Below are 12,698 nucleotides of genomic sequence, written 5' to 3'. Positions count from 1 at the left end.
CCGTCTGTCGATGACCCGACCCGATTGCCCGAAGCCGCCTGCGGCGACCGCGCGGTGAAGCGCTTTTCGCTCCGTGCCCTGTGGCGCCGGTTCAGGGCCGCGCCGCGCGCACGGATCATGACCTATGCACTGCTGGTGGCGGTGCTGTGTGGGGTGACGGGGTTTCTCGATCCGCTCGACGATTTCGCGCGGAACATTCGTTACGCTGCTCGTTACGTAAAGGCCGACGGGTCGATCGTAGTGATCTCAATTGATCAAAAGAGCGTCGGCGAGCTGGGGGGGAAATTTCCTTGGCCCCGCACCGTCGATGCAACAATGATCGAACGTCTCAAGGAAGCGGGTGCAAAGAAGATCGTCTTCGATCTGTCGTTTTCCGACACCGACACTTCTCGCAATGACGCCGAACTCATTCGCACACTCGACCGGTTTCGCGGCGATGTTTATTTTGGTTCGGGCATGTTGACCTTCGAAAAGGGTGCCACCACCTCTACCTTTCAACCTTCACCTACTTATGTGCCGCACGTCGAGATCGCGACGTTCGTCTTTCGAACCAATCCTATAGGCCAGCTGTCTCGCCTTTATACCGAAAGTCCGCTGTCCCCGGGTCGTTATCCGGGGATTTCCGTGGCCCTGTCCGGCAAGCGAAAGCCGGACGCACGGCTCTTTCGTCCCGATTTTGCCATTCGATACGAGACGTTTCCCGTCTATTCCTACTCAGATATCGTACGCGGCCGCGTCCCTGCGAGCCAATTGGCCGGACGTGACGTTCTTGTAGGGCTTGGCGAGCCATCTTTTCAGGATACACACTACCTCCCGGGTCAGGGCCGAGCGCAAGGTGTATTTGCACACGCTATCGGCGCGCAGACGCTCAAGACCGGCACGCCGATCGATCTTGGATGGCTCCCGGCGGCGATTATGGCTGTGTTGTGTTCCGTGGGCCTCCTATCGACTACACGCGTTGTTACGACAGGCATTACACTGGGTACGACGCTCGCGGGGTTTACCCTCGTGCCCTTAATTCTAGACGGGAGACTGGTTGCCGTCGACATCGCTCCCGGGTTGCTGCTGTTTGCAATCGTAGCTGTTCAACATGCTCGTCTGACGTTCGGTCGCCGCAAGAGCCGGACGCACGAGCCTTCCGGCCTCCCCAACCTGGTCGCTTTGAGGGAGGTCAAACTAAAGCGCCCTCAAGCGCTGATCGCCGCTCGCATCGACAATCATGCCGCAATCGTTGCGAGCTTTGCAAAGGATGTCGAGCCGCTGATCGCGGCAGAAATCGTCGGGCGTTTGAAAGTCGGCGATACGACAACTGAGGTCTTTCAGGGCGACGAAGGCGTCTACTACCTGTTGTCGCCGATCACGGATCGTGCGTTGCTGTCCGAACATCTCGACGGCCTGCATGCGCTGTTTTCCCAGCCGATCCGGATCGGTGAACGGCAAGTCGATATCTCGATTACTTTCGGCGTCGATGATCAGCCATCGCGAGCGATGTCTAGCCGCATCGGTGCCGCACTGATGAGTGCGGAATCTGCCCGGCAAAAGGGCTTGCGCTGGAAATTCTATGACGATGTGGGCAACGAGGATGCGGCCTGGCACCTTTCGATCGGCAGCGAGATCGACCGTGGCATTGACGGGGGAGAGTTCTGGCTTGCCTATCAGCCCAAGCTGGATCTGCGTACTGGGGACATTGTAGGAGCCGAGGCGCTGGTGCGCTGGTCGCATCCCGTGCGCGGCGCGATTCCGCCCATCGAGTTCATTCCGGCCGCCGAACGCGACCACCGCATCGAAACGATCACGCGCTTCGTCCTCGAACGGGCGGTGGCCGACCTGGCATCGCTGCCTGCGGAGTCGAAGCTCTCGGTCGCGGTCAATCTTTCGGTGCCTGTACTGCGCCAACCCGGCTTCGCGCAATATGTCAGGCAGCTACTCGAACGCGCGCGGCTCGATCCGTCGCGGTTCACCGTCGAAATCACCGAATCGGTCTTCCTTTCGGTGGACGAGCATATCGTGATGACCAACCTCAATGCCTTTGCCGAGGCGGGGTTCGGTATCTCGATCGACGATTTCGGAACGGGCTTCTCGACGCTCGAAACGCTGCAACGCATACCGGCGACCGAAGTCAAAATCGACCAGACGTTCGTCAAGTCGCTAGCCGTCCGTACAGCCGATTCGATCATTGTCGGCTCGATCATCAAGATGGCGAAGGGACTTGATCACCGCGTCGTTGCCGAGGGCATCGAGGATGCGGCGACGCTGCGCCAGCTTACCGCCATGGGATGCGACCAGGGGCAGGGATTTCACATCGGTCGACCGCAAACCTTTGCAGCTTTTTTGGCGCTCGCTGCAGAGGTTCGGTCGCGCCGCGCAGCATGAATTCCTTAACAACTTGATAAGCATTTAACTTTTTGGTAACCAAGCCCTGCGGACGCATGTGCGAGCCGTAAGACTAGGGGTCCAAAATGCGTAAGGTTAATCGCCCGGCGCGCGGGTTCTGGGACTGGCTCTTCGGAGACGGTAACGCTGGTGGCCGCAACTAACCGGGATTAAGGAAAAGGCCTCGGTAACCCGGGGCCTTTTCTGTATCTGGCGTCCATGACTGCGTCCGATTTCACACTCCGCCGATTCGCCGCGCCCGACGGGGCCGAGCTGGTTTTCCACGAAGCAGGGCAGGGGCGACCGGTCGTTCTGCTGCACGGCCTGTTCTCCGACGCGCAGACCAACTGGATCCGCTACGGCCAAGCCAAGCTGTTGGTAAACAACGGATTTAGGGTAATTCTGCCTGACCTGCGTGGGCATGGATCGAGCACGAAATCGCATGATCCTGCAGCCTATCCGGTCGATGTATTGACCGATGATGGCTTGGCGTTGGTCGCGCATCTTGGCCTCATCGACTATGACTTGGGCGGCTATTCGCTGGGCGGGCGAACGGTCGTGCGGATGGTGGTGCGGGGGGCTGCGCCGCGCCGTCTGGTGGTGTCCGGTATGGGCCTTTCGGGGCTCACCGACACCTCTCCGCGCACCGATCATTTCAAGCATATTCTCGATAACCGGGGCACGTTCGAGAAGTTCACACCCGAATGGAATGCCGATTCGTTCCTCAAGACGACTCGGGGTGATTCGGGTGCACTTCGGCTGCTGCTTGACACATTTGTTGACACTTCAGCGGAATCGATTGCAAAAATTTCGGTCCCGACCTTGGTCCTGTCGGGCGAGGATGACAGCGATAATGGGTCGGTCGAGGCTCTGGCTGCGCTGCTGACCGATACGACCGTCGTCCGTACGCCCGGCGGGCATATGAGCGCCGTCACCAAACCCGAACTGGGGCAGGCGATCGCCGATTTTCTGACCGCTTGATTCCGCTCCGGCGCGCGCCCAAGCTGCGCGCATAACAAGTTTGCCGGAGGACTTACGTGAAACCGATTTTCGTCTCCGCGTTGGCGCTGGCCATCGCGACGCCCGCCGTTGCGCAAAATGCGGCACCCGCCGCCACCCCGACCGTCGCCGAGGCAGATGCCTTCGTTGCCGCTGCCGAAAAGGAATATTTCGATTATAGCGTATTCGGCAGCCAGGTTGCTTGGGTCAACAACACCTATATCACCGACGATACCGACGCGCTGAACGCACGTGTCGGCGCGGAGGGCACCGAACTGGGTGTGAAATACGCCAAGGGTGCTGCGCGGTTCAACGCGGTGCAGGGGCTATCCTACGATACGAAGCGCAAGCTCGACATGCTCCGCAACGGCCTCGTCCTGCCCGCACCCTCGATTCCTGGCGCGGCAACCGAGCTCAACACCATCGCGACGCGGCTCAACTCGACTTACGGCAAGGGGAAGGGGACGCTGAGGGGCCAGCCCGTCAACGGGTCGGACATCGAAGCCGCAATGGGCACCGATCGCAACCCCGACGAACTCAAGGAAATGTGGGTCAGCTGGCACACCAATGTCGGGGCGCCGATGAAGAACGACTATGCCCGCATGGTCGAGATCGCCAATCAGGGGGCCAAGGAGCTCGGCTACGCCGACGTCGGCGCGATGTGGCGTTCCGGGTACGACATGACCCCCGAGCAATTCGCGACGCTGACCGACAAGCTATGGGCAGAGGTCAAGCCGCTCTACGACCAGCTCCATTGCTACACGCGCGCCAAGCTCAACGAGAAATACGGCGACCGCGTACAGGCGAAAACCGGGCCGATCCGCGCCGACCTGCTCGGCAATATGTGGGCGCAGGAATGGGGCAATATCTATGACGTCGTCGCGCCGAAGGGTGCGGGCGATCTCGGCTTCGATACCGGGGATCTGCTCGTCGCCAAGGGGTACGACCATCTCAAGATGGTCAGGACCGGGGAGGGTTTCTACTCGTCGCTCGGCTTCGCGCCGCTCCCCGCGACCTTCTGGGAACGCTCGCAGTTCGTGAAGCCCCGCGACCGCGAGGTCGTCTGCCACGCCAGCGCCTGGGACATCGACAGCAAGGACGACCTCCGCATCAAGATGTGCATCAAGGTCAATGGCGATGATTTTGTGACCATCCACCACGAACTCGGCCACAATTACTACCAGCGCGCCTATAACAAGCAGCCCTACCTGTATCTCAACGGGGCGAACGACGGATTCCACGAGGCAATCGGCGACACCATCGCGCTGTCGATCACCCCGCAATATCTCGTCCAGATCGGGCTGCTCGACGCCGCCAAGGTGCCCGCGCCCGACAAGGATATCGGGCTGCTGCTCAAACAGGCGATGGACAAGGTCGCGTTCCTGCCGTTCGGCTTGCTCGTCGACAAATGGCGCTGGGGTGTGTTCTCGGGCCAGATCGCGCCGGCCAGTTACAACAAGGCGTGGACCGATCTGCGCCGCCAATATCAGGGCATCGTACCACCGGTCGAGCGGACCGAGGCGAACTTCGACCCCGGGGCCAAATACCACATCCCAGGTAACACGCCTTACACCCGCTATTTCCTCGCCCGCTTGCTGCAGTTCCAGTTCTACGAGGCGGCGTGCAAGCAGGCCGGGTGGAAGGGACCGCTGCATCGCTGTTCGTTTTACGGCAACAAGGAAGTCGGCAAGCGGTTCAACGCGATGCTTGAAATGGGCGCATCGAAGCCGTGGCCCGACGCGCTGCAAGCCTTCACCGGCAGCCGCGAAATGAGCGGCAAGTCGATGATTGCGTACTTCAAGCCGCTGATGACCTGGCTGCAAACGCAGAACAAGGGACGCAATTGCAGCTGGTAGGCAGAGGCGGCCGTAAATAGCGGCGCTATTTACGGCCTCGCCCTGAGCTTACCGAAGGGCGAGGACCGGCGGCGCGGCTCTGCGGCGGCGAGATGCCACGGGCGGCTTGCGGCCCAATTGCGGACATGCCAATCATGTCCGGGTTGGGTCCGCACGTCAGTGTCTCTCGTCGCTCGTGAGGTTTGCAATCGGAGCGACGCGTGCTTTGGGCGGTGTCCAACAGGGAGGGGGCTCTCGTTTTGACTTCACGGCTTTTTGTTTTGCGCACGTCGTCCGGGCTGCTTGCAAGTCTGCCGAGCAACGCCCTCGCACGTGCCAGCTGTGGGTACTGAAATTTCGCCAACGCGGCACGCCCAGGTCGAAGGCCGCGACGTCTTCGTGTTCGACGGACTGATCGCGGACGCAGACCTCGGCAGCTACGCCGAAGCACTCGGACGCGCGTCGTTCACACGCACCGAGTTCGCGAAGCCCGAAACCGTCGACTACAAACATTGGGCCAGCGAGATGCCTCTCGCGAACGCGGTCCGGTTGCCGCTATGGCCCGCCACCGAGCGCGCGGTCGCTCATGCGCGGCCGGGCGAGGCTTACCGGCCGTATCGCGCCTATACGAACTACGCTGCGTACGGCGACATGCTCTATACGCATGTCGATTGCCCGCCCGATCGGCGCGGGCTCACCGCGCTCTGGTTTCTGTCGAACCACTGGGAGCCCGAATGGGGCGGCGAGACCATGTTCTTCGACGCCTCGGGCGACGCGATGTTCTGCGTGAGTCCCAGGCCCGGGCGGCTCGTTCTGTTCGACGGCGCGATTCCGCATGCCGGTCGCCCGCCTTCGCGCATCTGTTTTGCGCCGCGATACAGTTTCGCGATCAAGCTCGATCCAGCGACGGCCAACTGAACGCACACCTGAGCGCGGTGACAGCCTTGCGCTCAATTTTGGACATCGCCAGAGCGCGAAAACGTCTTGGATTCCAATCCCTCCCGACGACCACCTTACCCCCGCATTGCGCCCCTCGCATCGCTTCCCCATATACCGGCGCATGAGCGAAACCTTTCCCGTCCTCCCGCTGCGCGACATCGTCGTGTTCCCGCAGATGATCGTCCCTCTGTTCGTCGGTCGCGACAAGTCCGTCTCGGCGCTCGAAGCAGCGATGGCAGCCGACAAGGAGATTTTTCTTGTCGCTCAACTCGACCCGGCCGAGGACGATCCCGACCGCGACGATCTGTACGATCTGGGTGTGGTCGCGAGCGTTGTGCAGCTGCTGAAACTGCCCGACGGCACCGTGCGCGTGCTGGTCGAGGGTAAGCGGCGCGCGAAGCTGGTCGAACTGATGGGCACCGACGGGCATCTCAGCGCAACGATTGCCGAAGTTGCAGATCTCGACGCCGAAGGTGACGAGGTTACCGCGCTGATGCGCTCGGTCGTCGACCAGTTCGACAATTACGCCAAACTCAACAAGAAACTGCCGGCCGAAACCGCCGTGCAGCTTGCCGATTTCGAGGAACCCGGGCGGCTTGCCGATGCGGTCGCGGCGAATATCTCGGTCAAGGTTGCCGACAAGCAGGCGCTGCTTGCCGAGGCCGATCCCGCCAAGCGGCTCGAGATGGTGTTCGCCTTCATGGAAGGCGAGCTTGGCGTGCTTCAGGTCGAAAAGAAGATCCGTGGCCGCGTGAAGCGCCAGATGGAAAAGACTCAGCGCGAATACTACCTCAACGAGCAGTTGAAGGCGATCCAGCGCGAGCTGGGCAACGACGGCGAGGAAGGCGATGGCAACGAGATTGTCGAGCTGACGCAAAAGATTGCCAAGCTGAAACTGTCGAAGGAAGCGCGGATCAAGGCAACGGCCGAGCTCAAAAAGCTCAAGACGATGGCACCGATGTCGGCCGAAGCGACCGTTGTCCGCAATTATCTCGACGTGCTGCTGGGGCTGCCCTGGGGCAAGAAATCCAAGGTGAAAAAGGATCTGGTCGCGGCACAGGCGGTGCTCGATGACGACCATTATGCGCTCGACAAGGTCAAAGACCGCATCGTCGAATATCTCGCGGTGCAGGCGCGGACCAACAAGTTGAAGGGTCCGATCCTGTGCCTAGTCGGCCCGCCGGGTGTGGGCAAGACGTCGCTGGGCAAGAGCATCGCCAAGGCGACGGGGCGCGAGTTCATCCGCCAGTCGCTGGGCGGTGTGCGCGATGAAGCAGAAATTCGCGGGCATCGGCGCACCTATATCGGCTCGCTGCCGGGAAAGATCGTCACCAACCTGAAAAAGGCCGGGGCCAGCAATCCGCTTTTCCTGCTCGACGAGATCGACAAGCTGGGCCAGGATTTCCGGGGCGACCCGGCGTCGGCGCTGTTGGAAGTGCTCGACCCCGAACAGAACGGCAAGTTCAACGACCATTATCTCGAGATCGATATCGACCTGTCCGACGTGATGTTCGTGACGACCGCGAACACGCTTAACCTGCCGCAGCCGCTGCTCGACCGCATGGAGATTATCCGGCTCGAAGGATATACCGAGGACGAGAAGGTCGAGATTGCCAAGCGCCATCTGATCGAAAAGCAGATCGAGGCGCACGGGTTGAAGGGCAAGGAATTCGTTCTGACCGATGAAGGCCTGCGCTCGCTGATCCAGCACTACACCCGTGAAGCCGGCGTCCGCACGCTAGAGCGCGAGATCGCCAAGCTGGCGCGCAAGGTGCTGCGCCAGATACTCGAAAAGAAGGTGACGGGCGTCACGATAACGGCCGACAACCTTCACGAGTTCGCGGGCGTGCGGAAGTTTACGCACGGTCTTGGCGAAGAGGAAAACCAGATCGGCGCGGTCACTGGTCTCGCCTGGACCGAAGTCGGCGGCGAGTTGCTGACGATCGAAGCGGTGACGGTGCAAGGCAAGGGCGCGGTGCGTTCGACCGGCAAGCTCGGCGACGTCATGGGTGAATCGATCCAGACTGCGCTGAGCTATGTGAAGGCACGCGCGCCCTCCTATGGCATCAAGCCCAGCCTGTTTGCGCGCAAGGATTTGCACATCCATTTGCCCGAAGGGGCTGTGCCGAAGGATGGCCCGTCGGCGGGCGTCGGCATGGTCACCGCCATGGTTTCGACCCTGACCGGCACGCCGGTGCGCCGCGATGTTGCGATGACCGGCGAAGTGACGTTGCGGGGCAGGGTGCTCCCCATCGGGGGGCTGAAGGAAAAGCTGCTCGCGGCGTTGCGCGGGGGCATCACGACGGTGCTGATCCCGCAGGAGAACGAGAAGGATCTGGCCGAAATCCCCGCGAACATTCGCGACGGGCTGAAGATCGTGCCGGTGCGCCATGTCGACGAAGTACTGGCGCTGGCGCTCACCGAGCCGCTGATCGCGATCGAGTGGACAGAGGCCGACGAACTCGCCGCGCAGCCGCCGATTGCAGCTGTGGTCGGCGAGGAGGCGGTCCGCCACTGACCGCTGCAAAACACTGTCTGCGTTCGCTAACCGGTTATTCCATCCTTTGTGACGTTTTTGCTTTGACAGGTCGGCGCGAGTCGGCGTTATGTCGCGCCTTCGCGCCCGATTCCGTAGGGGTGCATTGACATAGAACAGGGGTTCACAGGGCATGAATAAACAGGAGCTGATCGGTCATGTTGCGGACGTCGCGGGCCTGTCGAAGGGCGATGCCGTCAAGGCCGTCGAGGCGGTGTTCGACACGATCACCGCAACGCTGAAAAAAGGCGGCGAAGTCCGTCTGGTCGGTTTCGGCACGTTTACGGTCTCCAAGCGCAAGGCGTCGACGGGCCGCAATCCACGCACCGGCGAGCCGATGGAAATCAAGGCGTCGGTCCAGCCGAAGTTCAAATCGGGCAAGGGCCTGAAGGACGCCTGTACCGGACGTTGAGGATGGCGTCGTGTCGGCCCGCCGGTCAGGCGGCACCCGCACATATTCCCATTGACCCGCCGACCGGCAACGCTATCAGCGCCGCTCGGCTCCGGGTCTCATGACCGGTCGGGACCGGGCGCGTAGCTCAGCGGTAGAGCACTCCCTTCACACGGGAGGGGTCACAGGTTCAATCCCTGTCGCGCCCACCACCGCGCCGCGCGGGCACAAATTAGCGGAGCTAATTTGCCCACGCGCAAGCGCGGCCAGCGAAACGAAGTTTCGACTGACGGCGCGGCTTGGCCGCGACGCCGCCTCTCGCCAAAAATTGCGTGCCGCGGCAAAGCCGCGTCGTCGGTCCTTCGGCTGCGCGAAGGCCGTCCGGGCTTGCAAGAGGGGCGATTAGCGCCGCTAATCTTGCCCCGCGCTACGCCTCAAACGAAGCCCAAATTCCACGTCGACGCGTTGTAATTCCCCATATTGGGCAACACCGTCGTCATGTCCGAATTCGCAACCCCGAACCAGCTGGCCAAGGTCGATGCATATTGATCGACCGAGGTGGTCGGCAGGAGCCTCCCCTGGCCGACGTCGCTCGGGGTATTGTTGCCGTATTCGGGGGCGGTGCCGTAGAGTTGCTTGCCCTTCACAGCGCCGCCCATGACGAAGTGCATCGATCCCCAACCGTGATCCGAGCCGTCGGTGTTGGCGAGCAAAGTCCGCCCGAAATCGGAGCCGGTGAACGCAGTGACCTTGTCCGAAATGCCGAGTTCCACCGTCGCATCGTAGAACGCGCGCGCGGCGGTCGCGACGCCGTTGAGCAGCCCGGGATGCAGGGCGACGAGATTGTCGTGCAGATCGAAGCCGCCGGTCGAGACGAAAAATACCTGCCGCCGCGCGCCGAGCTGGCTCGACATCGAGATCATGTTCGCCACCACCTTCAGCTGCTGACCCAGCGAACTCGTCGGGAATGCGGTCGTCAGTACGGGGGCTGCGGTAAGCGCTGTCGAGACCTGGGCATAGGCATCGAGCGACCGCTTGCTGACTTTGGCATGCTCGTTCGCCAGCAGGCCGGCATTTGTTCCGCCCATCAGATTCTGGAGTGCCGTACTGGCCGCCGTCGATCCGTAGAGCGTGGTGCGCGCGCTCAGCGCAATGGGCCCGCTGGTGCCGACGGAATATTGCACGGCCTGTCGTCCGGTCAGGAATACGGCATTGCCGCTCGCATTGATGCAGGTCAGCGTCGCATTGCCGTTCCCGGCCTGCATCAGGTCGCCGATGCGACCGCCCCAGCCCGAATTCGCGCCTTCGGGATTGCTCGCCTGCCAGAACGACTGCTGGTCGTTGTGCGAAAACAGTTTCGGCGGCAGCGGCACCGATTTCGCGGTGTACTGGGCCTTGGTCGTCGGCTGCATCAAGGTGCCGACGTTGAGCACCGGGGCCATTTTTCCCGCATCGAACACGGGCAGCAGAGGGGCGAGCGACGGCGACAGCGCGAATTGGCGTCCGCCGGGCAGCGCCGTCGTCGGATTGAGCAGGGTCGGCGCAAGGTCGGTGCGAAGGTAAGCGAGCGCGCTGCGCTGCGCCTGATAGGCGTTGTAGCTTGCCTGGTCATAGGGGGGCAGGGTGTTGGCCCAGTCGTTCCCGCCGAACAGGAATATGCACACCAGTGCCTTGTAGTCGGTATTGACCGAGGCTGCCGCCTCACCGATCGCCGCGAGATTCATCACGAACGGACTGGCGGCACCCACGATACCGAGCGAGCTGGAGCGTTGCAGGAAGGCGCGACGCGATTGATCTTCGAACATCTGTCCGTCCTCCTTATTTCTGCGCCAGATAGTCGGGCGATGCCATCGTCAGCAGGATGGCGGTGTATACTCGGTTATTGAGCAGCGCCGCCGTTGTCGTGCCGATGCTGGCGACGGCGGTCTGGATCGCCGATACCGTTGCCGACCCGAGCTGGCCGTTGGCGACGAGCAGGTTGACCTCATCGACCAGGGCGTTGGTATCGGTGGCCTTGGTCAGGATCGCGGTATAATCGGCGCGGACGTCGCCGGTGCCCGACTGGATCAGCGTCTGCATGTAATTGACATAGGCGATGACGCTGGGTTCGTTGGTGATCTGCATTTCCGGTGCGACCAGCCCGGCCGTTGCGATGGCCGTATTCGGCGGCGCATAACCGGGCCTGAAAAAGTTGAAGACGCTGGGACTGTGGCCCGGCGATTCTGCAAGGCGATTGAGCGAGGAGCTGGTGTTGCCGATCGCCCAGGCGTCCGACGCCGACGTCACCCCGAACGCGCGCGCCCAGTTCGTCAGGCGCATGACCGGCTCGCGCAGATGGCCGAAATTGGCATTGGTGAGGTTGGTGTCGCTGCGTGCCTCAGTGTCGGTCAGGATCGCCCGGATCACCGCTTTCATGTCGCCGCGCACGCCGCTGCCGTTGTTCGTAAACACCGCCGAAACGCGCCCGACATAGGCGGCGGACGGGTTGCTCGTGACAAAGCGCTGGATCAGCTGCTTCGACACGAACGGAGGAACATTGGTGTGCGCGAAAATCGCATCGAGCGCGAGGCGCAGGCTTTCGAAAGCTGTCGTTCCGGCCGGGATCGTCGCCCCGAGAAAAGCCTTGGCCCCGGTTTCGTAGTTAGCCGCTACATTGATGAGCGGACGCCGCAGCCGGTCGGGCGTCGTCGAATCTGTCGAGTCGAGCGTGAAGCCGGTGAAAACGCGGGCAAGCTGTTGCACGTCGTCCTGCGTATAGGTTTCGACCGGATTGCCGCCCGTCAGCTGCTGCGTCCCGTCGGCGTTCAGCTTGTACAGGCCGATGGTGAAAAGCTGCATTAGTTCGCGCGCGTAATTCTCGTCGGGCTGCGCACCGGTGGTCGTGTTGGCCTTGCGGTTGCCGATATAGGTCAGCCAGTACCCCATCGCCGCGTTCAGCGAAATCTTGTCCATGATGTCGCGGTAATTGCCGAAAGCATTGTCCCACAGGACATCCATGTAACCTGCCTGGGCGAACGCTTTCCAGTTGGTGTTCAACCCGTCGATGCCGACGACCAGCATGTTGAGCAGCGCCATCCCCGTACGTTGGCGCAGCTGGTCCTGCCCCGAGATCAGCTGTTTCCAGACTGCCGGATCGAAGCCGGCCTGTCCGTTGATATTCGCCGCCGCATTATAGCCGCCCGCCACCAGCCAGTCCCAGAAAGTCGTCGCGCGCGGCGTTGCGAACTGCTCGGCGATCCAGGCATCATAGCCTTGCGCGACGACCTTATCGACGTCGGCGCTCGCCACCCCCATCGTCGTCTGGCCGAGGAAGCGTGACGCCTGCGTCTTGGTCGGGGCGACCACCGTGGGGGTGGGCGTCGGGGTCGGGGTTACCGACGTTGGCGCGCTGCCGCCGTCACCGCCGCATGCCGCCAGCGCAAGCGCCGGAAGGGTCGCTGTGACGATCCCCGTCAGCGATTTCGGCACGGCGATTTCGTCCGGCGCGCCGTCGGGAAGGGCAGGCGCGAAGAGCGTATCGGTATCGGTCCGGAATTCGGCGTCGTCGTGCACGGCCACCCCCTGTTTTGGCGATCGAGTCCATAACGGCGGATCTCTGTCCGCTTGCATCACGACCGGCGGAACT

At 62.1% G+C, this 12,698-nt stretch carries 8 protein-coding genes and 1 tRNA gene; 7 read left to right on the top strand and 2 right to left on the bottom strand.

The features are described 5' to 3' along the window. Positions 1–117: 117 nt before the first annotated feature. The 7 genes from M0209_RS07330 (at position 118) to M0209_RS07300 (ending at position 9,285) form a co-directional block, all read left to right on the top strand. The gene (locus M0209_RS07330) at positions 118–2,373 is read left to right on the top strand and encodes an EAL domain-containing protein (protein WP_258887629.1); all 2,256 of its coding nucleotides are present in this window, start codon (positions 118–120) and stop codon (positions 2,371–2,373) included. 219 nt (positions 2,374–2,592) lie between these two features. After that, complete coding sequence (locus M0209_RS07325) at positions 2,593–3,354, top strand: alpha/beta fold hydrolase (protein WP_258887628.1); 762 nt, start codon at positions 2,593–2,595, stop codon at positions 3,352–3,354. A 56-nt stretch (positions 3,355–3,410) separates the two neighbouring features. Beyond that, positions 3,411–5,228, top strand: a complete 1,818-nt coding sequence (locus tag M0209_RS07320) for a M2 family metallopeptidase (RefSeq protein ID WP_258887627.1) — start codon at positions 3,411–3,413, stop codon at positions 5,226–5,228. Between the two features lie 321 nt (positions 5,229–5,549). Continuing rightward, positions 5,550–6,125: a 2OG-Fe(II) oxygenase gene (locus M0209_RS07315; protein ID WP_258887626.1), complete on the top strand. Its 576-nt coding sequence runs from the start codon at positions 5,550–5,552 to the stop codon at positions 6,123–6,125. Between the two features lie 142 nt (positions 6,126–6,267). Continuing rightward, a complete protein-coding gene (gene lon / locus M0209_RS07310; protein WP_258887625.1) occupies positions 6,268–8,664 on the top strand; it encodes an endopeptidase La in 2,397 nt (798 codons plus the stop codon). A 151-nt stretch (positions 8,665–8,815) separates the two neighbouring features. Then, entirely contained in the window at positions 8,816–9,094 is a 279-nt protein-coding gene (locus M0209_RS07305; RefSeq protein ID WP_258887624.1) for an HU family DNA-binding protein, read from the top strand. A 116-nt stretch (positions 9,095–9,210) separates the two neighbouring features. Further along, positions 9,211–9,285: transfer RNA gene (locus M0209_RS07300), tRNA-Val, on the top strand. A gap of 222 nt (positions 9,286–9,507) precedes the next feature. Here M0209_RS07300 and M0209_RS07295 read toward each other — a convergent pair. Both M0209_RS07295 and M0209_RS07290 read right to left on the bottom strand, forming a co-directional pair. Next, a complete protein-coding gene (locus tag M0209_RS07295; protein WP_258887623.1) occupies positions 9,508–10,878 on the bottom strand; it encodes a DUF1501 domain-containing protein in 1,371 nt (456 codons plus the stop codon). Positions 10,879–10,891: 13 nt separating this feature from the next. Continuing rightward, a complete protein-coding gene (locus M0209_RS07290; protein WP_258887622.1) occupies positions 10,892–12,625 on the bottom strand; it encodes a DUF1800 family protein in 1,734 nt (577 codons plus the stop codon). Between the last annotated feature and the right edge of the window lie 73 nt (positions 12,626–12,698).

The sequence above is a fragment of the Sphingomonas sp. SUN039 genome, from assembly GCF_024758725.1.
Taxonomy (GTDB): Bacteria; Pseudomonadota; Alphaproteobacteria; order Sphingomonadales; family Sphingomonadaceae; genus Sphingomonas_O.
This window is presented reverse-complemented; position numbering and strand designations above follow the sequence as displayed.